The following is a 22,267-nucleotide window of genomic DNA, read 5'->3' on the forward strand; positions in this document are numbered from 1 at the left end:
CATGATCCAGAATCTGGCGGACGCCGCCTCGGACGAGCACTCGTGGTCGATCGACGGAATGGTGTGGACGTTCGGTTCACTGATCGTCTCCCTGTTGTTCGTGGCCATCATCGCCTGGTATGCGGTAGCCCGCTCCCGCGCGAAGGTTGCTTTGAGCAAGGAATCCAACTACCGCGAATTGGCGGACGACGCGACCGACGCCCAGTACCAGACGTCGGCGAAACTGACGGACATCGGCAAGCAGCTCGCGGAGATGAGCGGTCGCCTGACCAGCCTGGAACGGATTCTTCGCGAGGTCGAATAACGGGACGCCGACCGAGCCGCCCACGGACGGTCAGGGCCGCACGTGGCCGGCGGGGTGGGGCAGGTCGGTGCCTCGCAGCGGCGCCGCGACGAGGCCGGCGAGGTAGCGGTCGGGTCGGACGAGCGCGATCGGGAGCGGCCGACGGGTGCGCAGCGCGCGCAGCAGCGTGCCGTCGAGGTCCTCGACCGCCGGGCAGGAGACGTCGCTGACGGCCCGCAGACCACCGGGGGCGACGACGGTGAGCGCGGTGGCGCTCCGCCGGTCGGCCCAGTCCCGCGCGGCGGAGTCCAGGCCGGCAGTCGGGTCGATCCCGCGGCCGATCAGTGTCCAGCCGTCGGTGAGCAGGTCGTCGAGGCGGATGATGCGGCCGTCCAGGGTGCGCAGCCGCGGGTTCGGCAGGATCCGCCCGGCGGCGGGACGGGTGCCGGCGACGCCACGGGGCAGCCGCGGCCGCGGTCGGGCCGCGCCGCCCCGCAGCGCGCGGCGCAGGCCGGGGGCATGGTCGAGGGTGACCAGCACGGACCGGGTGAGTCGGGACAGCCGCGGGTTCGTCGTCTGCACGACCCGGCCGACCCGCAGCGCCGCGGACGTCATCGCCTCGACGTGCGGGCGGCGTTCGCGTTCGTACTCGTCGAGCAGCTCGTCGCCGGCGAGCCCGCCGATGACCTCGGCGAGCCGCCAGGACAGCGCGGCGGCGTCGCGCAGCCCGGCGCCGAGGCCCTGGCCGGCGAACGGCGGCATGCTGTGCGCCGCGTCCCCGGCGAGCAGGACCCGTTCGACCCGCCAGCGCGCCGCCGTGCGGGCGTGGAAGGTGTAGACGGCGGTGCGTACCACCCGCACCGTGTCCGGGTCCACCCAGTCGCTCAGCAGCGCGCGGACGCCGTCGGCCTGCGCCATCCGGGCCGGGTCCTCCCCGGGCAGCAGCATCCACTCCCAGCGGTGGCCGCCGGGCATCGGCATGGTGACCGCCGGGCGCCGCGGGTCGCAGACGAACGAGAAGTACGGCAGGTGTGCCAGCGGCGTCGGCGTCTCGACGTCCACGACCAGCCAGGGCTGGGTGAAGGTCGACCCGGCGTAGTCGACGCCGAGCATGCCGCGCACCGGGCTCGAGGCGCCGTCGCAGCCGATCACCCAGCGCGCCCGCAGCCGGCTGCCGTCGTCCAGCTCGGCGGTGACCGGGCCGACTGGGCCAACCGACCCGCCCGGGCCGTCCGGATCGCCCGCGTCCGCCGGCTCGCCGTCCTGGTGCAGCGCGGTCACCGACCGGCCGAGATGCACGGTGACGCCGGGCAGGGTGGCGATGCCGGCGCGCAGATCACGCTCGAACGACGGCTGGTGGAAGAACGCCGCGACCGGGGCACCGAGCTCGCTCTCTCCGAGGCCGAGCTCGATGAGCACGCGCCGGTTCGGCCCGAGGATGGCGCTGCGGCCGCTGGCGTGCACCCGGTCGAGGAAGCCGGCCAGGCCGGGCAGCCCGACCAGCAGCCGCAGCGTCTCCTCGTCGAGGCCCACCGCCCGGGGCAGCGGGAAGGGTTCCTTCTGCGGTTCGACGACGCCGACCGACAGGCCGCGCCGGCCGAGCATCGCCGCCAGCACCGCGCCGACCGGCCCGTAGCCGACCACCAGCACATCCAGCGCCGCGTCATCCGTCATCGCGCGCTCCTCCGCCTCAACTTCTACCAACCGTAGAAGATTCGGACGCGAAACGCCATAGCTCATGCGCTTTCCGTGACACTCTCGCTCTTACGCGGGAGCGGCACGCGCTAGAACACCGCGGTGTCCAGGCCCGGACACGAGCCCCAAGCCACCTCGCGGCGGCGCGACCGCGGGTCAGCAGGTGGACGCGGCGGGGGTTCGCTGCGCGCGGGTGACCATGCGCCGAACCGGCCGGGTGGGGCCCGTGGGGCGGCCGGCGGCGATCCAGGCGGTGAGGTCGGGCAGGTCGGGGGTGCGACCGGTGGCGGCGCGGATTCGCTCACCGAGCGCCAGCAGCGCTTCGGGATGGTCGAGGCAGAGCCGTCGTTCCGGCCCACCGCCAACCCGGTCGGCATGGATCAGCGCCAGCCCGGCGAAGGACTCCACCCGTCCCGGCCGCTCGCGCAACTCCCGGCGGAACTCGACCGCCGCGCGGACGGTGTCACCGGCGACGGCCGCCAGATCCCCGGCCGTCGCCGCGCCGGGCAGGTGCAGGCCGGAGCGGGGTGAGGCGAAGGCAAGGGCGGTGAGCCGCTGCCGGGCGTGGCGGTGCACCGGACGCCGCGCGGTCCAGGGCTCCACCCGGGAGCGCGGCGGCACCGGGCGCCCGCAGGGCCGGCCGGCCAGCCAGTCCCGTGCCCAACCGGCGATGTGATCGGCGTCGGGGCGCATGTTGCGCAGCCGCCAGACCACGCCGACGTCGCGCAGCACGCGCCGGGCGGCCCGGGTCAGCGCGGCCGGCAGCTCGACGTGGTCCCAGGCGTCACAGTCGGCTTCCATCGCCGCGACCACGTGGTCACCGGCCTCGGTGAGGCCGCCGGCGGCGCGCAGCACCGGCAGCGCCAGGCGCAGGGCCCCGCGGCACCAGGCGAGCTCGTAGGCCGCCTGCAGATCACCGGCGCGCGGTGCCGCCCAGCGGGCCGCCCAGAAGGCGGCCATCCGGGAGTAGGCGAAGGCGCCGTGCAGGACGGCGGCCAGCGGACGGGGATCGGGGCGCCAGGGGGCGAAGTGCACCCGAGGGCCGTTGACCGCCCGTACCAGCGGCGTGATGTCGCCCAGCATCTCCAGCCGGCTGTGCGCCGCCTCGTGGACGAGCGCGACGGCAAGCCGCACCGCGTCGAGCGGTGGCGTGATCATGATGGTCCCGAGGGCGTCGGTCACCGTGGCGCTGCTGCTCGGCCGATCCGACGCGTCATGCAGCGGCACCAGGGCGCGCAGGGTGCCGGCGACCTCGGCCGCCTGGCTGGCATCTGTCGAGGCCAGGATGGCTCCGGCCGCGCCGGTCAGCCGCAGCCAGCGCGCCGCCGTGGCCGGGCCGCCGCGCGCCGCGACGGGCAGCGGGAGGGCGTCGCTGCCGCGGAACGGGTCGGTGTCCTCCAGCGACAGCTCGAGGTCGCCGCCGACGGTCCCGGCGGCGGTCCCGGCGGTGGCTGGCATGGACCGCGCCGGGAGCCAGGCGCCCCCGGTCGGCGGGTGCGGATCACCGGGCCGCACCACGATGCACCGGTCGGGAAGCATCACCCGCAGAGTGGGCGGCCGGTCGCCCCCGGCGCCGGCCGGCGTGACGACGGCGAGCGACCAGCCGCCCGCCGCGCCCACGACGGCGCAACCGATGGTCGGGACGGCGATCAGCCCGTCGACGATCCGGACCGGCACCCGGCACGACTGCCGGGCGCGCAGAGCGGCGGCGATCGCGATCCCGCCGAGGTACCCCAGACCGTCGACGTCGGCCGCGCCGACACCGTCGACCCGAGCACCGTCGACCCGAGCACCGTCGACCAGGGCCGCCGCCCGCCAGCACCGGCGCAGGCTGTCCACCAGCCAGATCCCGACCGTCGGGTGCAGCAGCAGGGCGTGCACCTCACCGGGCGCCCGCCGCTGGGCCCGGGCGAGCACCTGCACCGCCGTGGCCAGGCAGTCCTGCGTCTCGGCGTCGACATCGGCGGCGCGCACGCTGCGCAGGACGGCCCAGAGCAGCAGCATCCGCCGGCTGATCTGGGCTCGACGCAGCTCGGTGAGCACGGCGGGGCCGGCCCGCCCGCGTGCCACCGCGTCGACGTCACCGTGGGTGACTCGGTGGCGAGCCGAGGGCGCGAGCGGCTCGGTCCGCGAGCCGGCGAACCCCGCCCACGTCCCGACGGCGGCCAGCGGGGCAGGGTCGTGGGGAAGGCGGCGGCGCGCGGCCGCCGGGGAGGGACCGGCCGGGAGCGCGGCCGCTTCGCCGGGACGCGACAGCTCGGCGACACCGCGGCCGCGCCGGACCTCACCATCCGACACCTCGCCGTACAGGCGGCTGCGGGGCTGGTATCCGGCGGTGGTGAGCGAACCGCTGAACGCGGCGGCGACGGCGGGCGGCAGCGGCGCGGCCGGATATCCGACCCAGGCCGCGACCTGGCGCAGCCATTCCCCGGACACCGGGCCGGACAATGCGGCGAGCCGGTCGATGTCGAACCCGCAGAGGTCCACCAGACCGCCGGGCAGGGGAGTCGGATCGTGTGCCATCGGTGGAGCCTCCCACCACGCCGGTGCGCGTCCTGCGGCGCAGGAACCTGCACGAGGAAGAATAGCGCGGCGGGATCGGCGGCGATCCCGTCCAACGACGGTTTCCCGTCGGCGCCGAGGCCCGTCTATCACTCCCCGCGGGCGGCGGTGAATCGGTGCACGAGCAGTTGGAACCGCCGATCCGCGTCGGCCACCCGCCGCTGGTCGACAGTGACGCCGAGCAGAACCTCGTCCCGGCTGATCCGGTGGAAATACAGCGCGCCCTTCTCGACGTCGAGAACGGTGCGGGTCAGGCGACGGTTGAGCACCGAGCGCAGCAGCCCGTCGAGTAGATCGCTCAGCACCAGGAACTCGGCACCGACCTGCTCGAAGGCGTCCCGCCGAGCGGTCCGTCCGGGACCGACGAAGAATTCGTTCAGGTCGCTGTGGTCCAGCACGTCCGCGGCGCTTACCCGGCCCTCGCGCACCAGCGCGATGTACTGGAGGTCGGCCGGCTGAAGAATGTTCACCGCCTGTGCCTGGAACAGCTCCTCGCGGCCATCGCGCAGCGGCGACCAGCGCCGGTGGATCAGAGCGGCCCAGGGATTGGCGAACACCGGCACCGAGGGCCGGGGCAGCGAGGCGAAGATGTGAGCCGCTCCCCCGGCGTCGTCCCCGCCGGCGTCGTCCCTCGGCCGGGCGTCGACCGCTCCGGTTGCCGGCGGCTCCGCCGGTAGCTGGTAGTAGCCGCCCTGGTGGTACCCGCCGTAGTTGGGGTCGGCGAGGCCCCGGGCCGCCCGGATCCGCGCCGCTGCCTCCGACAGCGCCAGGTCGGCGGCTTCCAGGGCCTCCGCGGTGAGGCTCACGCCGACGATGTACTGCCCCTCGTCGATGTCGAAGTACAGCACCGCCCGATCGGGCGCGGCGAAGACCGTCCTGATCAGGCGACCGCCGGCCACACCGAACAGTGCGGCATTCAGTTCGGTCATCCGATGGTTGAGCTGGCGGCCGATCGTCTCGTAGTCCCGGCGGGCCCGCTCAACCGTGCGGGCACCACGGAAGTTCTCGGCCAGAACCGGGTGGGCGAGCAGATCCGCCGCCACCGTCGGCAGCCCGCGGTCGTAGTATTCGATGTGCTGCGCCCCAGCGATCGCGACCGCCCGGCGAAATTCCCGCATGATGCCGTTGTATTCGTCGCCGATATGCCGGGCGGTGAAGATGTTGGGTTCAAGGGAGTCATCTGGAGCAGTCACCATCAGCTCCTCCTTCTGCCGGGTCCCGACGGGTGGTGGCCGGCGCATGCGTCCGATGCGGAGCGGAGACCGGGTCAGACACTGGAGATGTCGATGTCGATGTCCCGGTGACCGTGCCCGCCATCCGCGTTCCCGGCGGCCAGCACCGCCGCGTTATTACGCAGTGTCGCCAGATGGGGATGATGCCGGTCCAGGGACATTTCGGCCTCCTGAAGCAGTTCCTCCGCCAGCCGGCGGGCCTCGTCGACGTCGCCCAACGCGACCCGCGCGGCACCGAGGTTCACCCCCGCGGCCAAGGCGAACGGATGGTGCAGATAGAGCTCGTCGGCAAGCGTGAGATATGCCTGCTCGGCGAGTTCGAGCGCCTCGGCCGGCCGCCCGTCGGCGCGTAGGTAGATCGACAGATCGGACCGGCAGATGTTCGTGAACGGATGTTCGGGGCCGTGCAGCCGCAGGTATTCCCGCAGGCACGACTCGGCCTCGACCGCGGCCCGGTGATGCTCCCCAAGGGCGTGCAGGTGACCCGCGCGGCTGAGTCGGCAGGCGATCGTGCCCAGGTCCGCCTCGCCGTAGATCTCGACGTAGCGTCGCAGCGTCTCCGCCGCCAGGTGATCGGCGGCATCCGCGCTGCCCCGCAGGCGCAGGACGACCGCGAGGTGCTTGTTGCAGCGCAGTGTCAGGTGGGTGGTGCTCCCCTCGATGTCGGCGAGGCTCGTCGCGGCCTGCCGCAGCAGCCGCTCGGCCTGCTCCAGTTCACCGAGCTCGCGTTGGCAGATTCCCGCCCGCGCCTGCAACCACCAGAACTGCGAGGTGTTCTCGGCGCCGACCAGACGCAGCCGCTGCATCGTGTCCAGGCTGAGGTTCAGCGCCTCCCGGGCGCGGCCCTCCAGGAAGGTCGACAGCGCAAGGTTGCTCGCGGCCATGAGGGTGTCGAGGTGGTTGTCGCCGAGGGTCTCCCGGAACCCCATCAGGGTGCTGCTGTCCTCGGCCGCCGCCATCGCGTACCGCCCGAGTTCACGGCTGTCGATGCCGTAACTCATCGCGGTGATCAGCGTGTGCCGGTGATAGATGCCCAGGTGGTGGCGCTGGCGGGCGAGGGTGTCGGTGTTGAGGTCGTAGGCGGCCTGGAACCGGCCGAGGTCCCGTAGCAGCATCGCCAGGTGGGTGGCCATCCGCAGGGTCAGCGGGTCGTCCGGCCCGAACAGCTCCCGCCAGCGATCCAGTGTGCGCTCGGCCATGTCCCGGCCGAGTTCCAGCCGACCCGACCGCCACATCGCGTACACCTGGGACACCAGCCACTGGCGCACAGCGGGCGACGGGCTGTCGATCGCGCCGGAGGGCACGACCTGTTCCTCCAGCATCCGGTAGATCGGCCAGCTCCCCGGGTCGGCGGCCCGCGGGGCGGCCAGCGCGATCTCGGCGAAGACCCCGAGCACCGCCTGGCGCGCCGCCGTCCGCGCGGCCGGGGCCATCCGCTCGACGAGCAGCAGTTGCCAGCGCGCCGCCAGCCGCAACTGCCCCTCCGGCACGGCGTCGACCTCGGCCAGCCGGGGCTTGCGGATCTCCCCCCACAACTCGGGCAGCACGGTCGGGTCGGCGATCGTGTCGTCGCCGACCTCTCCGGCCAGGTAGCGCAGCATCACCGGCGACTCCAGCAGGCCGCGCGGGACGCCCTGCGGGGACAGGAAGGCACACAGCTCCAACAGGCGGGCCGCCGCCCGTCGGACCGGACTCGCCGCGGACCGCAACGTCTCGAAGGACACCGTCCAGGTCGTCGTCTCGGCCGTGGCGCCGACTGCCTGGGCCAGGTAGGCGTCGACCGCCTGGTCGTCGATCTCCGCGCCGCGCCACTCCTGGCGCAGCCGACCCACGGCCGTGCGAAGACCGGACGGGCGGTGATCGAGGCGTTTGGCGACCAGTTCCAGCCTTTCCCGGTTGACCGCGGGCAGCCACTGGCGCAGGAACGCCAGGCTCTCCTCGGGCGCGAACGGCTCCACCCACAGGGCGCCGGGCTGGTCCCGCCACCCCGGCTCGGCCGAGGTGATCAGCACGTGCCCGTTGGACGTGGCCGTCGGCAACAGCCCGGCCAGCGCCGCCGGGTCCCCCGCGCCGTCGTAGATCAGCAGCCAGCGCGACGACGGGTCGCCGCGGCGCAGCGCGTCCAGTGCCACCCGTTCGAGCTGCTCCGACGGGGAACGCTGGGCCTGCGGCACGTCGCTGTCCGGGCGCAGCAGGACGGCGAGGTCGGCCAGAGAGCGCCGCACGGACGTCTCGTCACCGGCCGGGATCCAGTGGACGATGTCGTAGTCCGCCCCGAACCGAAGGGCGAACTGGGCCGCGACCGCGCTCTTGCCGATCCCGTCGCCGCCGACCAACAGGGCCGGGCCGGTGGCCCGACCGCCGGGCAGCAACCGATCGCGCAGGGTGTCGAGCAGGACGTGACGGCCGATGAAGGGCTGGCTGAACATCGTCGGCATCGTCCAGACCCGCGGGCGGCGCATCGGATAGCGGGCGGTGACCGCGGCGAGGTCGCCGAGACCGATCCCGGGGACGGGCAGGGCCAGGCGTTCGAGGACCTCGACCGCCGCCTCCCGCTCCGCGAGCGTCGTCAGCCCGATCACCTCGGCGCTGGTGTAGTCGCCGTCCAGCCGCGTCACGCCGACCTGGATGATGCTCGTCGCGGCCCGCGCCACCCCGTCGCGCCCGCGGGAGCGCACCACCGCACGCAGCGCCGCCTCGCCCGGAGTGTCCGGCCCGAGGTTCGGCGAGCCGACGACGACCAGCGCGTCGGCCGCGGGGAAGTCCTCCTGGGTGACGGAGGTCGGGGACACCGGTCGAACCCGCACGCCGGTCGGGGTGAGCACGGAGACCAGCCAGTCGACCCACGGCCGGTCCTCCGGCGCGCCGAAGACCGCCACGGAGCGCGGGGCGGGCGGCCCGTAGTGCTCGAAGGCGCGCAGCACCCGCTCCCGCTCCTCGGCGGGCACCGGCCGGGTGGAAAGCGGCTCATCCCCGGTGATCACGCTGGCCAGCACCCGGTAGGCGGCCTGCAGGCCCGACCGGCTCGCGGGGTCCTCGAGGAAGGTCGCGAGCACCTCCTCGTAGGCATAGGCGGCCTTGTAGGGGACCTCCAGCTCGATCAGGCGCGCCCGCTGCGCCTCCTGATCCGGTCCGCACAGGTCGCTCAGCGCCGGGCGGAACGCGTGGAAGGCCGCACGGCGGCGTAGCTCCTGCTTGCGCTGTTCGGTGTCCTCCACCCGCATCGGGACCGGCAGGATACGGATGGGCCGCTCGCCGCCGCGGATCTGGCGCACCACCGCGGCGCCACCGTCGATCGACTGGTTGTTCAGCGCGAAGCCGACCACGACGGTGTCCGGTAGCAACTGGGTGCAGATACCCGCGGCGTCCGAGGTTCCGGTCCGGCTGTCGATCAGGACGTAGTCGTAGCCGGCGAAGCGCATGCGGTCACGCAGCGCGGCGAAGTAGGCCCGTCCGTCGGTGTCCTCGAAGAACGCCGGCCACGGCAGCGCGACCGCGACGACGGCGTTCTTGGCGGTCTGCCGACCCGGGCCGAGGAAGTCGATGCGCCCGGCGGCGGGGAAACCCGGCCAGTCGATCGTCTCGATGTTGTGCCGGAAGTCGCTGTAATGGGCGGTGATCTCCTGGATGGCGGCCGCGTCCGGCGGGCTCGCAGCCTGCTCCAGCCCCGGGTGCCCGGCGTTCTGCAGACGGTCGATCTCCCGGATGAAACCCTCCAGCATCTCCGTGACCCCGTCGCTGCTGTCGAGCTCCTTGTTCTGCAGGAAGGGCCGGAAGTAGCGGTGCAGGCCGGGGGATTCCAGGTCCCAGTCGACGGTGAGCACCCGCTTGCCGGACGCGGCGAGCAGCCAGGCGACGTTCGCCACCGCCATCGTGCGACCGGCGCCGCCCTTGTACGAGTAGAAGGTGACGATGTGCGCCGGGCTCTCGGCGGGGTCCGGTCTCCCGGTGGCCTCGGTTCTCCCGGTGACCTCAGTCATCTTCTTCGCCCCTTTCCGCGACGCCGGCTCGACGCAGGATGGGCCGGCGGGTGTGCTCGGGATCGGCCATCCGCCACCGGCGCTCCCCGCCGAGACGCAACGCCGCGCGTGGTGCGGCCCGCCGCGGATCCTGGGCGGCGGCCCCGCCCGCCCAGGCGGTCCGGCCGGAGAGCCGGACGAGCTCGGCGTCGCGTTCGGACAGCGACGGCGGCCCGTCCACCCGAGCCCGCGCGATCAGCTCGACGACGGCCCCGACCAGGTGCCGGTAGCCGGGCGAGGCGGGGGCGGAGCGGATCAGCCGCAGCGCTCCTCCCGCGGCGAACTCGGCGCCGAAGTCGTCGTCGATCATGTCCGTCTGCCGGATCGGCACCGGGGGCGGCACCGCCCGGATGGACCAGGGGACGCCGATCAGCGCCGGCGAGCGGCGTCCGGTGAAGTGCTGGTGCCAGCGCAGCCGCTCCCGGAACAGCGACCACTCGACCCGGCACTGCGGGTCGGAGAAGTATGCGTCGGAGTACAGCGCCACCAGCACCGGCGACAACAGCACCTGCGTGTTCGACTGTCCCGGCGAGCCCGGCGCGGAGACCTCGGCGCCGGCAACCCCGCCCGTGAACGCCTCGCGACGACCGAACCGCTCGTAGACGCTGTCCTGCACGTCGCCGGCGAAGCGTTGCACATAGCTGCCGTCGCCCCCGGCAAGGGCGTGATGCACGAGGAAGAAAGGGGTCACCGGCGCCCCTCGGGTCGCATTTCACGACAGCGCGCCCGCCCCACCATCACACCCGTGCCTCTCACGTCCACGGCGACCGGCTCCGGCCAGACCGCATTCTTTCCTCGACGGTCCCCGGATTCCGTGCCCGACCCGCGACGCGCCGACGGCCGGGCAACCGATCCTGTGCGGTACATCACGACTCGGGGTGGAACGGGGAACGCACGAGGTCGGTCGCGTCGGCCGCCAGCGGCGGTAGTTCGTCGCGAGCGACGTCCATGACCCGGTAGGCCAACAGACTCACATACTCCGCGAACGCTCCGGGGTGTCGCATCAGGTCCAGGACAGGCATGTTGTCGTATTTCCGACCAAGATCGATCCGCGCGATGTGCAGCTCCCGCGCGGCCTCGGGCACGTCCGCCTCTCGCACCAGCCAGGGCACCGGAATGATGCCCGCCGGAGGTTTTCCCCCCGGCCCGGTCGCCCGGCGAATCCGTTCCTGAAACACCCCGAACTCCCGGCCGCACCAGTCACTCTCGAAGTAGTCGTCGCACCACAGGGCGACCAGCACCGGCGCGGTCCGCACGGCGTCGCGCAGCGCGGTGGGCCAGTGTTCCCCGCCGCCCATCCGTTCGGCGTCGAGGAATCCCGCCGGCTCGACCCGCCGGCGGACCTTGCGCCGCAGTTCCGCCTCGAGTTCCCGGTGGAAGGCGACGACTCGGTCCCGGTCATGGCGGTGGGCATGGCTGGTGAAGAAGTAGTAGGCGGCCGCGCCGGCCGGCCCGCGGGGCGGCGGCGGCGCGGACGGCGCGACACCGTCGCCCAGCGGCCAGGAGACGAACTGATAGGCGGGTGCCCGCACCCCCGGATCGGCGGACGGCTCGGGCCCGCCGGCACGCCGGGCGGCCAGCTCGGCGACGAGCCGGCGGACGACGGAGACCGCCCGGTCGTCCCGGGGAGCAACCAGTTCCAGCGACTGGACGAGCGCGTCGAGCATCCCGCGACCCGGCTCGCGGACGGCCTCGGTGACCAGGGTCGTCAGCCGGACGGCAAGCCACGGCGAGGTCAGCGCGACGGCGCGCCCAAGCAGGCGGGTCAGCTCGTCCAGCCAGTGCTCGAACCCGGCGGGTTCGGCGATGTACTCGACCTCCATCAGCGCCGCCACCAGCGCATCGACCTCCCGGGCGGCCGCTGCCTGCGCGTGGGCAGGGTCGCCGCCGTGGCCGGGACCGCCGCCGTGGCCAGGACCGTCGCCGTGGGCTGCTCGGATGCTGTCCGCGGCACCGGAACCGTCCGTGGCACCCAGACGACCCGCGGCACCCAGGCGACCTGTGGCATCGGAGCCATGAGCGGCACCGGGGCCGCCCGCGGCACGGCGGCTGTCGGCGGCGTCGGGGGAGCCCGAGGCGTCGGGGCTGTCGAAGACGCCGCGTCCGTGGCGACCGCGACGGGGTTCCGCGGAACCGGCGCCATCGGAGCCGCTGACGGCGCCGTCAGGGTCCACCGGCTCTCCCGCGACGGCCGGCTCTCCCGCGACGGCCCGCTCGGCGCCGCTGGACCTGGGCGGTGGCTCGGCGGCGGGCGGGGTCGGCCGGGGCGCCGCCATCTCGAGCAGACGCTGGCAGAGCTCCGGAGTCACCGCCGTCTCCCGGATCAGGTAGCCGGCGAGCTCGGCCAGCAGCCCGGGCCGGTGGCCGAGCAGCTCGCCGAGCCGGGCGGCGGTGGCCGGATCGACCATGGGCGCGGCGCTGGTGAGCAGCATGACCGACTCGCGTCGACGCAGCGGCCCGATGGCCACCGTCCGTTCCCGCCAGGAGTCCACCGTCCGGTCGGCGACGATGAGGCAGTGCGCGCCGCGGCCGGGCAGGTACGGCTCGGCCTCCTCGGGACTGCCCACCCCCGCGAAGACGAGCAGCCAGCCCTCGCCGGGCACCGGCGCGGCGTCCGCGGCACAGTCGGCCAGCCGCGCGCGGGCCTGGTCGGCGAGCTCGTCGAGCTGGGCGGCGATGTCGGCGCCCCGGGCGCAGTTCACCCACCAGGCGACGTCGTAGCGCAGCTTGTAACGGTGCTGGTACTCCCCGGCGAGCTCCGTCTTCCCGATGTCGGACAGGTCCTCCTCGGGGACGAGGACGAGATGGCCGTGCCGGCACAGGCCGTCCCAGACGCGCTCCAGCTCGTCGTCCCGGCCGGCGAACAGCTCGTTCTCCCGGCGGCTGCGCCACACGGGCGGGGACTGCCCGGGCAGGCGGCCCGGGCGGCCGAAGGCGGGCACGGGGCTCACCAGCCACCCCCGGCCCGCACCTCCATCAGGAGCTCGTTGACCACCGCCGGTTCCAGACCGCTGAGGTCCAGTGTCCGGAGGGTACGCAGCGGCTCGGGCAACGGCTGGGGGTCGATCGTGATGCGCACGACGCGGCAGGCCAGCGGACCCTCCAGACCGAGGCGCTCCCAGGCCTCGGTCTCGGTGGTGCCGGGGTGCTCGGGCCGAGGCGCACGGTAGTGCCGCGACAACAACACGACCGTGACCTCCGGGCCCCACGAGGCGATGCGCTCCACGGTCTCGGCGAGCCGCTCGCCGCGGTTCTGCGCCCACCGCACCTGCCGGACCTCGTGGCAGCCGCGGCGAAGAAGCTGTTCGAGCCAGTCGGCCCACTGCTGGTCGGCCCCGACGTAGCTGACGGCGACCCGCCGCGGGACCGCCGGAGTATCCACCGGCGCCGTCACGAACGCCCCGGCCCCGCGGCCCCCACGGTCGCCCGCCGGGACCGACCCGGCTCGTGACCGGACGGCTCCCCCGCCATCGTCCGCTCCGCTCCGGCCCCCACCGCGCCGAGCGCCGGCGCCCCGATCCCCGCCGCCGCGCTCGACGCCAGCCCCCGCGGCGCCCTCCCCCGCGGCGCCCCCTCGAGCCCCACGGCTGCGATCCGAAGCGGGCGAATCCGCATCGGGCGAATCCGAAGCGGGTGGATCGGAAACGGGCGGATCCGAGGCCGCCCGATCATCGTCGCCCGCCGGGACACCGGGGCTCGAGGCGGCGCGGGAGCCGACGGGGCGGCCGGCGGCCGAAGCGGGTGACCCCAGCCCCTGCCGCCGGACCACCCCGCCGGCCGGCGGCCGGCCGTCGAGTTCCGTGGAAGCGTCGATCGGTGCATGCCCGGTGCCGTCGAGGCCGTGGGAGCCGAAGGCGGGGCCGGCTGCGCGGATCGCGAGCTCGGGCAGGGGGTCGAGATCGATCTGCTGGGCGGCGATGACCCGCGCCGCGAACAGCCGGACGAACGCGTAGTAGCCGCTGGGCCCGCGCCGCATGTTGCGCATGAGCCACAGCAAGCCGTGCTGACCGTAGACCTCGGGCAGCCCGACCCTCGCGTCGGCGAGGGCGGGGCGCGCCGCCGGCGGCACCGGGTCGTGGGTCGGCCGCCACAACACCCGCAGGAAACCGTCCTCCAGCCTGGTCGCGCCGGCCTTGCTGAAGTTCTCGACGCGGGCGCCGAAGACCTCCCATTCGCGCCCGCACCAACCGTCCTTGAAAAACGGGTCGGAGCAGAGCGCGACCATCGAGCGGATACGGCCGGCTCCCGCCGCGAGGGCGAGGTCCGCGTCCATGCCGGCCCGCGGCCTGGTATCGAGGATTCCGCCGACGGCGGTGCCGACGAGCAGGCCCAGCTCATACTCCAGATCGGCGTGAAAGCGCTGGACCCAGCGACGGTCCTCTTTGGCGGCATAGGAGACGAAGAAGTAGCTCTTCATCGCGCACACTCGATTACCATCACCGCGCCCCCGGGCCCACCGCCATCCGACGGACGGTGTCGCCAAACGCTATCAGCCGACCGCCCGGATGGCGATGCCCGCGACACGGAAGTATCAATGACGCCTCAACACACCATCACCCGGGTGGTGCCGCTCCGCGTACCCCCCACTGCCCCGAGCCCGCCATCGCGCCTTCTCTGCTCCCCGTCAACCGGCGACGAGGGTTCTTTCCCTCAGTGCACTTCCCAGTGTTCGGGTTCGAGGCGCAGCCATCGGTCGATCTCCTCCCGCCACCAGATCCGAGTACCACCCCAGGTCGGGGTGCGGTTGACGACCGCGGCGGGGCTCGGTGCGGCCGGATCGACCCGCAGTCGATGATCGATGGCCTGACGGGTGAGGCCCAGGGCGCGGGCGATGTCGCCGGAGCCGACGAGCAGTGGTAGGTGATCCACACCTGCCGACGTTAGCCAATCCGGGCCTCGCCGCGCCCGCGACGCCGGGCCCGCAGGTGCCGGGCGGCAACCGTCCGACGCACAGTGAAACCGACAGCAGCCGGAGGGTGAGCGACGGCGCCCGGAGCGCCGCGCGGAGAGGCCGGCGTCCACCATGCGGTGACCGACCGTCCACACTGTTGTCGCCCCACCGGCCCGGTCGACCGCGGTCGGCACGCGGGCGCGGGCGGCCGTCCCCCCGCCGACGGCGAAGTCTCGGAGATGCGCTCCCCGGCGGCGTCCGTCTGTGCTTGGCTGATCACGTGGATCGGGCCGCCGGCCGGTGCGGCCGGTGCGATCGGCGAAAGCCGCGGAAACGGAGAACAGTGGGCATTGATCTCGCCAAGGGCGGCAGCGTCGCTCTTGCCGAAGCGACCGAAACCCTCACACACATCACGGTCGGCCTCGGCTGGGATCCCAACCGTCCAGGAGCGGAGGAATTCGACCTCGACGCGAGTGCGATCGCCCTGCAGGAGAACGACCGGGCGCCCAGCCTGAGCTATTTCGTCTACTACAACAATCTGAGCAGCCCGCGCGGGGAGATCGTGCACCGCGGGGACAACCTCACCGGTGAGGGTGCGGGCGACGACGAGCAGATCGACGTGCGGCTCGACCTGTTGTCCGGCGCGATCATCCGAGTCGTGTTTCCGGTGAGCATCCACAACGCCGACTACCGGCACCAGAGTTTCGGTGACGTGCATGGCGCGTACATCCGGGTCGTCAACGCCGACACCGGCGACGAGCTGGTGCGCTACGACCTGTCGAACACCGCCGCACGGGACACCTCGATGCTGTTCGGCGAACTGCACCGCGACGGCGGCGGCTGGCATTTCCGCGCGCTCGGTGAGGGTGGCGTCGCCGGCCTGGCGGAGATCGCACGCGGGTACGGTCTCGACGTCTGAACCCGTAGCCGGCCGGCCGAGACGCCCCGCGGGCGACCCGACCGTCCCGGCACGGCCGGGCACCGGCCCCAGCACCGGCGCCGGCTCGGAGGTGGGCTCAGCCTGGGGATGCGCTCAACGGGGGATGGAGGTGTGCTTGAACTCGTTGAGCTCCGGCCAGCCGGTGAGCTGGTCGACGACGCGCTCCACCGCCCGGATGGACGGCGCCGCCTCGGCACCGAGCGGAGCCCGGTTCATCAACCGCACGAAGACCGCCTGGTCGTCGGCGATGAAGGTGGGCACACCCCAGACGGAGTGGGAGGCGACGTAGCGCTCGTGCTCGGCCTGGACCCGGGCCAGCCCGCCGTCGTCGACCCGGGCGAGCACCTCGTCCGCGGGCAGCCCGACCGCGGTGAGCGTCTCCCGGATCACCGCGCGGTCCTCGAGATGACGGCCCTCGTCGTGGCGCGCCGCGAACAACGCGCGATGAGCCGCCGGGAACAGGTCGGGATATTCATCCCGGATCACGACGCCGGCCTGCAGGGCGAGAATGCCGGAATCCTGCTCGGGCTTCTCCCACACGCCGGGCTGGCCGTCCTCGACATGCGCCTGCCCCAGCGAGAAGGGGATGAAACTGACATTCCAGTCGGCACCGGCCGCGAGACCGGTGAGCACGTGTTCGTGCGCGTTGCGCGCGAACGGGCAGCGGTAATCCCAGGTGATCGCGAACGTGGCGGAGGTCATAACCCGGGGAACAGCAACGCACCCCACGATGTTCCGCGCCGGGTGCGACCGGCTGGCGAGCACACATCCAGGTCTCATCATCGATCTCCGGCGCCGTACGGGACGAATCAGTTACGTTTCGCTCATGCCAGGGGTCGAAGTGGCACTGCGGGGGCTGTTCGGCGGCTTCGCGGCGACCGCCACGCCACCCCACGTGATCAGCCTGGAACTGACGGCCGCCGGATCGGTGACCTCGGTCGAGCGAGCTCGGCCGGCCTCTGATGGGCCACACCGGTACCGTCACCACGCTGGCTCTCACCGCAACCATCCTCGCCACCGGCAGCGAGGACCGCACCGTACGGCTGTGGAACGTCGGTTAGCGGCGGTTCGGCCCGGGCGGCTCGGCGAGACGGGCGCGGGGCCGTCAGCGGCGGTTGCCCTGGCGTCCGCGGGGCAGCCTCGGCGACGGCTGGCGTGGCAGGTCGCGGGGCGCGCGGCCGGGGTGGTCGAGCCCGGCCGGACTGGCGTCGCGACGGGCGGCGATCAGGCCGCGGACGTACACGACCGCAGCGATGATCACCATGAGATCGTCGACCAGCCCGATCGGCCCGAGCGGGATCTCGGGGACCGCGTCGACCGGCGAGACGACGTAGGCAAGGCTGGCCAGCGTCGCCACGGTGCCGCGCAGCGGTAGGTCATACCGGCGGACGATGACCAGGGCGGCCACTGCCAGTGCGAGGCCGAGGGCCACGAGCACGCCGAGGACGACGAGCAGCGCCGTGCCGAAGCTGTCACCCATCATCCACTCCACTCCAGGTCGGTCCCCGCGGCGACCGATCGGCGGCCCGGGGCGATGATCCCTGACGGCATGCCCGATGTCCGGCCGTTACGAACATCCACGCCGCCCGCCGGTGCCGGTGCCGGTCCGGCCCGCCACCCGCCGCCCGCCACCACGGCCGCGACGCCGCCGACACCCCGTCGTCGCGCTGTTGTCGGTGCGGGCGGCGGCGGAGAGCCGTGGAATCGACGCCGCGTTGTCGGGCGGGTGACGCCCCCGAGGTTCGACCGTCGGACGGACACATGCCGGCTCGCGCCGGTAGGCTTTTCAACGTGTCCCCTGTGGATTCACCTGTGCCGCCCGGTCGGCTGATGGCCGTCAGTGATATTCATGTCGGCTATTCGGAGAACCGGCTGATTGTCGAGGGTATCGAGCCCGGTTCGCCGGAGGACTGGCTGATTCTGGCCGGTGACGTGGCCGAGGTCGCCGGCGAGATCGAGGCGGTCTGGCAACTGTTCACCCAGCGTTTCGCCAAGGTGATCTGGGTGCCCGGCAACCATGAGCTGTGGACGCCGAAGCACGACCCGCTCCGGCTGCGCGGCGAGGAGCGGTACCGCCACCTGGTCGGGATCGCCCGCGGCCTCGGCGTGGTCACCCCGGAGGATCCGTTCCCGGTGTGGACGGGCGAGGGCGGCCCGGTGGTCGTCGCGCCGCTGTTCGCCCTGTACGACTACAGCTTCCGCCCGGCGGGCACGGCGACGAAGGAGCAGGCCCTCGCCCTGGCCCGGGAGACCGGGGTGGTGTGCACCGACGAGTGGCTGCTGCACCCCGATCCGCATCCCACCATCGACGCCTGGTCCCGGGCCAGGGTCGCCTACACCGCCGAGCGGCTGGCCGCCCTCGATCCGGCCGTGCCGACGGTGCTCGTCAACCACTGGCCGCTCGTCCGGGAACCCACGGACATCCTGCGCTACCCGACGTTCGCGCTGTGGTGCGGGACGACCGCCACCGCCGACTGGCACCGGCGTTTCCGCCCGGCGGCGGTCGTCTACGGCCACCTGCACATCCCCCGCACGACCTGGTACGACGGCGTCCGCTTCGAGGAGGTCTCGATGGGGTACCCGCGGGAACGCGTCGCGTGGGAGGCCTACGGCCGACCCTTCGCCGGCCCCCGCCAGATCCTGCCCTACCCGCCGGAGCCCGTCGGGGCCCCGGCCGCCGGGGAGCAGGGGCGAGTGGCGTCGCCGAGTCCCAACCCGTCGACGTCGACGGCGCGGAGCTGACCGCGATGCTGGCCAGCCTGCTGCCGGACGCGGCCGTCGCCGTCGAGGCGTTCGAGGACGACCCGAACGCGGTGCTGTTCCCCGAGGAGGCCGCGCTGCTCGCCCGCGCCGTCGACAAGCGCCGCAGGGAGTTCACCACCGCCCGGATCTGCGCGCACCAGGCGCTGACCGGCCTCGGCCTGCCGCCGTCGCCGATCCTGCCGGGCGATCGTGGCGCCCCCCGCTGGCCGGACGGGGTGGTCGGCAGCATCACCCACTGCGCCGGCTACCGGGCGGCGGCGGTGGCGTCGACCGAGCGGCTGCGCACGATCGGCATCGACGCCGAACCGAACGAACCGAACCCTCAGGGCGTCACGGCGCAGATCACCGTCCCGGCCGAGGAAGGCTGGCTCGCCACCCTCACCCGGACCCGGCCCACCGTGCACTGGGACCGGCTGCTGTTCAGCGCCAAGGAGTCGGTGTACAAGGCGTGGTTCCCGCTGGCCCGGCGCTGGCTCGGCTTCGAGGACGCCGCCCTCACCATCGACCCGGGCACAGCAGTCACGACGGGCACAGCAGTCGCCGGCGGCACGGCGCTCGCCAGGGCGGTGACCGCCGCCCCGGCCCGCGGCACGTTCACCGCGAAGCTGCTGGTGACCGGGCCGACGCTCGACGGCGGCGAACTCACCGGCTTCGACGGCCACTGGCTCGCCGACCGCGGCCTGCTACTCACCGCCATCACCGTCCCGCACCTCGACGGCGAACCGGTGCCGCCCAGGCCGGACGCGCGATGAGGCACCATCGCGGGCGCCGCCCGCTCTCGGCCGGCCGACGACGCCCCGCGGTACGGACCGGCCCCGGTGCCTTCCCCGCCGGCCGGCGACCGCGCACGAGGGGCGTGCAGGGCCGCAAGCCGCGGTAGGGCGCCCGGCCCGTGCTGCCCGCCCTGGCTTCCGACCAGGTGCGCGAGGGCCGGTGCGCCGCGCCGGGTGTGGCCGGTCGCCCCGAGGTAGGAAGGGATGTGCCCATCCCTGAAGACCGCGGCGCGACGCCGCACCCCGCCGATCCCGGCCGCTCCCCCGGGCCACCGACCGGCCCCGCCGCCCGGACGGCGGCCGGCGAGTTCGTCCTGACGCTGTCCTGCCCCGACCGGCTCGGGATCGTCGCCGCGGTCTCCGCCTACCTCGCCGGCGCCGGTGGCAACATCGCCGATGCCGCCCAGTTCGGCGACACCGACTCGGGGCGGTTCTTCATGCGGGTGCACGTCGTCGCCGAGGAACCGGGCCTCGCCCTGGACGCGCTGCGGGCCGGCTTCGCCCCCGTCGCCCGCCCGTTCGCGATGGACTGGCAGATCCATGACCTGGCGGTCCGCCCCCGCATGCTGATCCTGGTGAGCCGGTTCGGACACTGTCTCAACGATCTGCTCTACCGGCACAGGTCGGGGCTGCTCGACGTCGACATCCCCGCCGTCGCGTCGAACCATCCCGACTTCGCCGACCTCGCCGCCTCCTACGCCATCCCGTTCCATCACCTGCCGGTCGACCCGACCACTCGCGACCGGCAGGAACAGGGGATTCGGGAGATCATCGAGCGGGAGCGGATCGACCTGGTGGTCCTCGCCCGCTACATGCAGATCCTCTCCCCTGAGCTGTGCGCGCTGCTCGCCGGCCGGGCGATCAACATCCACCACTCGTTCCTGCCGAGCTTCTCCGGCGCCCGGCCCTACCACCAGGCACACGCCCGCGGGGTGAAGCTGATCGGCGCGACCGCGCACTACGTGACCGCCGAGCTCGACGACGGCCCGATCATCGAGCAGGACGTCATCCGGGTCGATCACGCCGACGGTCCCGACCGCCTCGCGGCGCTGGGCCGCGATGTCGAGTGCCGCGCGCTCGCTCGCGCTGTGACCTGGCATGTCGAGCACCGCGTCCTCATCAACGGCCGCCGCACGGTCGTGTTCTCCTGATCCCGTCCGTTCCGCACCCGCCCGGTCCGTGGCCGCAGCCCGCGGCGGCTGACCGTCAGTGGTCGGCGGGGGCGAGGACGGCCCAGCCGAAGGGGGGTAGGCGGGCGAGGGCCTGTTCGGAGCCGGGGTGGACCAGATCCGCCGGGCCGGCGAGAAGCTGCGCGGCGCCGGGCGCGGGGCAGTCGGCCGGGTCGCCGGCCAGGTTGAGCGCGACGAGCAGGCGCTGCCCCTCGGCGCTCACCTCGTAGACGAACTGCTCGTTGGTCAGGTGCAGCGGGTGGGTGCGGGCGGTGTGCAGCCAGGGGTGCCGCCGCCGCAGGCCGATGAGGTCCTGGTGCAGCCGGTAGATCGGCCAGCCGTAGGGGGCCAGCTCGTCCGCGCCGGCCGGGAACGCGGGGCGAACGGCGTCGTCGCCGCCGACGCGGTCCTCCTTGACGCCGACGAACGCCTGCTCGTCGCCGTAGTAGACGCTCGGGGTGCCGCCGACGGTGCACAACACGACGAGTGCGTGGGCCAGGTGGCGCGGTTCGCGCAGCCGGCTGGCGAGCCGGGTGACGTCGTGGTTGCCGACGAAGGTGAACGGGACGAAACTGTCGAGGAAATCGTCGTGCCGACCCAGTGCCCAGGCCAGTTCGAACAGGTTGGCGTCGTTCAGCGAGCTCCAGATCGCCTTCCACAGCTCGTACTGGGTGACCGCGTCCAGGCCGGTGCGGCGGACGATGTCCGGGTAGTCGCCGTGGATGATCTCGCCGACCAGGTAGGCGTCCGGGTGGGCGCGACGCACCCGCGGCAGGACCTTCGCCCAGAAGTCGGCGGGGACCGCGTAGGCGGCGTCGAGCCGCCAGCCGTCGGCGCCACGGTCGAGCCAGTGGGCCATGATCTCGGTGACGTGGTCGGCGACGGCCGGGTTCGCGTGCCGCAGCGTGACGAGGCCATCGTGGCCCTCGAAGGTGGCGTACTCGGGCCGTCCACTCGGCCCGGTCGCGCCCGTCGGGACAAACCAGTCCGGGCGCGGCGGCGCGTCCCCGCCGTCGGGCGAGGCGGCGAAGGCGGGATGCTCCCGGCCGACGTGGTTGAACACCCCGTCGAGGAGGATCCGCAGCCCCCGCCGGTGGGCGCGGGTGACGAGATCGTCGAAGTCGGCGTCGTCGCCGAGGCGCGGGTCGATCCGGAAGTGGTCGACCGTGTCGTACCCGTGGGTCGCCGATGCGAAGATCGGTCCCAGGGCGAGGCCGGACGCCCCGAGCCGCACCGCGTAGTCGAGCCAGTCGGCGATCCGGGCGAGCCCGCGGGTGGGCCGCCGGTCGGCTCCGGTGGTGTCGGCGCCGGCGAATCCGAGCGGATAGACGTGCCACCAGATCGCGTGACGCACCCAGTCCGGCTCGCCGGTCGGCGACGCGGACGACGGTGACGACGGTGACGACGGTGACGAGGCAGGCGGAGGCGGTTGCCGGTGGGTGGTCACGCCGGCTGCTCCAGGACGGCGCCCGGATCGGTGCCGCCCGCGAGGCCGCGCAGGCCCACCGGGCGATCCGCCAGCGATTCGAGCAGGCCGGCGGCGATCCGCAGCAGGTCCACCTCGGCCTGCGTGAAGATGTCCAGGGCCTGCGCGAGCCAGGCGTCGCGGTCCGCCATGTCGCGGACGAGCGCCTCCCGCCCGGCCGGCGTGATCGTCAACACCGCGGCCCGCCGGTCGCGTTCCCCGGGGCGCCGGCTGATCAGCCCGGCGGCCTGCAGCTCGGCGAAGGTGCGCGACAGCGACTGCGGCTGGTGCCGCTCGGCCGCGGCGATCGCACCCGGAGTGCTCGGGCCAAGCCGGTAGAGGTGGCCGAGCACGCTCAGCTTGGTCCCGTTGAGCGCACCGGCCGGCCGCTCGGCCCGCAGCCGGCGACCCAGCCGCGTCACCGCCCGCCGGATCACCGCTGCGCTCTCCGCCTGTCCTGCTCGCACAGTTAACA

General features: G+C 73.5%; 18 protein-coding genes. 6 read left to right on the top strand and 12 right to left on the bottom strand.

Annotated features, from left to right (window positions below; genetic code table 11):
• Position 1: 1 nt before the first annotated feature.
• Positions 2-304 (top strand): hypothetical protein, encoded by a 303-nt coding sequence (locus AC5R91_RS09155; protein ID WP_495396720.1) that lies wholly within the window; start codon positions 2-4, stop codon positions 302-304.
• Positions 305-334: 30 nt separating this feature from the next.
• On the opposite strand, the gene AC5R91_RS09160 is transcribed toward AC5R91_RS09155, so the two are convergent.
• The 8 genes from AC5R91_RS09160 to AC5R91_RS09195 form a co-directional block, all read right to left on the bottom strand.
• On the bottom strand, positions 335-2,023 hold the full coding sequence (locus tag AC5R91_RS09160; RefSeq protein ID WP_495396721.1) for a bifunctional 3-(3-hydroxy-phenyl)propionate/3-hydroxycinnamic acid hydroxylase: 1,689 nt from the start codon (positions 2,021-2,023) through the stop codon (positions 335-337).
• Between the two features lie 111 nt (positions 2,024-2,134).
• Complete coding sequence (locus tag AC5R91_RS09165; protein ID WP_495396722.1) at positions 2,135-4,501, bottom strand: aKG-HExxH-type peptide beta-hydroxylase; 2,367 nt, start codon at positions 4,499-4,501, stop codon at positions 2,135-2,137.
• A gap of 128 nt (positions 4,502-4,629) precedes the next feature.
• Positions 4,630-5,736, bottom strand: a complete 1,107-nt coding sequence (locus tag AC5R91_RS09170; protein WP_495396723.1) for a hypothetical protein — start codon at positions 5,734-5,736, stop codon at positions 4,630-4,632.
• A 71-nt stretch (positions 5,737-5,807) separates the two neighbouring features.
• Positions 5,808-9,752: an FxSxx-COOH system tetratricopeptide repeat protein gene (fxsT, locus tag AC5R91_RS09175; protein ID WP_495396724.1), complete on the bottom strand. Its 3,945-nt coding sequence runs from the start codon at positions 9,750-9,752 to the stop codon at positions 5,808-5,810.
• On the bottom strand, positions 9,745-10,482 hold the full coding sequence (locus tag AC5R91_RS09180) for a hypothetical protein (protein WP_495396725.1): 738 nt from the start codon (positions 10,480-10,482) through the stop codon (positions 9,745-9,747). The genes fxsT and AC5R91_RS09180 overlap by 8 nt, the downstream gene beginning before the upstream one ends.
• Before the next feature lie 175 nt (positions 10,483-10,657).
• Entirely contained in the window at positions 10,658-12,742 is a 2,085-nt protein-coding gene (locus AC5R91_RS09185) for a TIR domain-containing protein (protein WP_495396726.1), read from the bottom strand.
• Positions 12,739-14,208, bottom strand: a complete 1,470-nt coding sequence (locus tag AC5R91_RS09190) for a TIR domain-containing protein (protein WP_495396727.1) — start codon at positions 14,206-14,208, stop codon at positions 12,739-12,741. The genes AC5R91_RS09185 and AC5R91_RS09190 overlap by 4 nt, the downstream gene beginning before the upstream one ends.
• Positions 14,209-14,441: 233 nt before the next feature.
• A complete protein-coding gene (locus AC5R91_RS09195) occupies positions 14,442-14,660 on the bottom strand; it encodes a hypothetical protein (RefSeq protein WP_495396728.1) in 219 nt (72 codons plus the stop codon).
• A gap of 365 nt (positions 14,661-15,025) precedes the next feature.
• On the opposite strand from AC5R91_RS09195, the gene AC5R91_RS09200 reads away from it, so the two are divergent.
• Complete coding sequence (locus AC5R91_RS09200; protein ID WP_495396729.1) at positions 15,026-15,601, top strand: TerD family protein; 576 nt, start codon at positions 15,026-15,028, stop codon at positions 15,599-15,601.
• 114 nt (positions 15,602-15,715) lie between these two features.
• Here the strand turns inward: AC5R91_RS09200 and AC5R91_RS09205 are convergent, their stop codons facing one another.
• Positions 15,716-16,324 (bottom strand): DsbA family protein, encoded by a 609-nt coding sequence (locus tag AC5R91_RS09205; RefSeq protein WP_495396730.1) that lies wholly within the window; start codon positions 16,322-16,324, stop codon positions 15,716-15,718.
• Between the two features lie 260 nt (positions 16,325-16,584).
• Between AC5R91_RS09205 and AC5R91_RS09210 the strand changes: the two genes are divergently transcribed.
• Positions 16,585-16,683, top strand: a complete 99-nt coding sequence (locus AC5R91_RS09210) for a hypothetical protein (protein ID WP_495396731.1) — start codon at positions 16,585-16,587, stop codon at positions 16,681-16,683.
• 44 nt (positions 16,684-16,727) lie between these two features.
• Here AC5R91_RS09210 and AC5R91_RS09215 read toward each other — a convergent pair whose 3' ends face one another.
• Complete coding sequence (locus AC5R91_RS09215; RefSeq protein WP_495396732.1) at positions 16,728-17,102, bottom strand: YkvA family protein; 375 nt, start codon at positions 17,100-17,102, stop codon at positions 16,728-16,730.
• Positions 17,103-17,452: 350 nt separating this feature from the next.
• Here AC5R91_RS09215 and AC5R91_RS09220 point away from each other — a divergent pair, with 350 nt between their 5' ends.
• From AC5R91_RS09220 to purU, 3 genes are all read left to right on the top strand, one after another.
• Complete coding sequence (locus AC5R91_RS09220) at positions 17,453-18,364, top strand: metallophosphoesterase family protein (RefSeq protein WP_495396733.1); 912 nt, start codon at positions 17,453-17,455, stop codon at positions 18,362-18,364.
• 5 nt (positions 18,365-18,369) lie between these two features.
• A complete protein-coding gene (locus AC5R91_RS09225; RefSeq protein WP_495396734.1) occupies positions 18,370-19,137 on the top strand; it encodes a 4'-phosphopantetheinyl transferase family protein in 768 nt (255 codons plus the stop codon).
• 227 nt (positions 19,138-19,364) lie between these two features.
• Positions 19,365-20,309 (top strand): formyltetrahydrofolate deformylase, encoded by a 945-nt coding sequence (purU, locus tag AC5R91_RS09230; RefSeq protein WP_495396735.1) that lies wholly within the window; start codon positions 19,365-19,367, stop codon positions 20,307-20,309.
• Positions 20,310-20,364: 55 nt separating this feature from the next.
• Here purU and AC5R91_RS09235 read toward each other — a convergent pair whose 3' ends face one another.
• Both AC5R91_RS09235 and AC5R91_RS09240 read right to left on the bottom strand, forming a co-directional pair.
• The gene (locus tag AC5R91_RS09235; protein WP_495396736.1) at positions 20,365-21,681 is read right to left on the bottom strand and encodes an alpha-amylase family glycosyl hydrolase; all 1,317 of its coding nucleotides are present in this window, start codon (positions 21,679-21,681) and stop codon (positions 20,365-20,367) included.
• An 89-nt stretch (positions 21,682-21,770) separates the two neighbouring features.
• Positions 21,771-22,259 carry a MarR family winged helix-turn-helix transcriptional regulator gene (locus AC5R91_RS09240; RefSeq protein WP_495396737.1) on the bottom strand — a complete coding sequence of 163 codons (489 nt, stop codon included), beginning with the start codon at positions 22,257-22,259 and terminating at the stop codon, positions 21,771-21,773.
• Positions 22,260-22,267 lie beyond the last annotated feature (8 nt).

The sequence above is a fragment of the Frankia sp. BMG5.60 genome (genome assembly GCF_059428125.1).

Coding starts and splice junctions, on each gene's coding strand:
- AC5R91_RS09170 (WP_495396723.1), bottom strand. CDS start 5,736: ATGGTGACTGCTCCAGATGACTCCCTTGAACCCAACATCTTCACCGCC.
- AC5R91_RS09205 (WP_495396730.1), bottom strand. CDS start 16,324: ATGACCTCCGCCACGTTCGCGATCACCTGGGATTACCGCTGCCCGTTC.
- AC5R91_RS09225 (WP_495396734.1), top strand. CDS start 18,370: ATGCTGGCCAGCCTGCTGCCGGACGCGGCCGTCGCCGTCGAGGCGTTC.
- AC5R91_RS09165 (WP_495396722.1), bottom strand. CDS start 4,501: ATGGCACACGATCCGACTCCCCTGCCCGGCGGTCTGGTGGACCTCTGC.
- AC5R91_RS09190 (WP_495396727.1), bottom strand. CDS start 14,208: ATGAAGAGCTACTTCTTCGTCTCCTATGCCGCCAAAGAGGACCGTCGC.
- AC5R91_RS09210 (WP_495396731.1), top strand. CDS start 16,585: ATGGGCCACACCGGTACCGTCACCACGCTGGCTCTCACCGCAACCATC.
- AC5R91_RS09215 (WP_495396732.1), bottom strand. CDS start 17,102: ATGGGTGACAGCTTCGGCACGGCGCTGCTCGTCGTCCTCGGCGTGCTC.
- fxsT (WP_495396724.1), bottom strand. CDS start 9,752: ATGACTGAGGTCACCGGGAGAACCGAGGCCACCGGGAGACCGGACCCC.
- AC5R91_RS09220 (WP_495396733.1), top strand. CDS start 17,453: ATGGCCGTCAGTGATATTCATGTCGGCTATTCGGAGAACCGGCTGATT.
- AC5R91_RS09155 (WP_495396720.1), top strand. CDS start 2: ATGATCCAGAATCTGGCGGACGCCGCCTCGGACGAGCACTCGTGGTCG.
- AC5R91_RS09160 (WP_495396721.1), bottom strand. CDS start 2,023: ATGAGCTATGGCGTTTCGCGTCCGAATCTTCTACGGTTGGTAGAAGTT.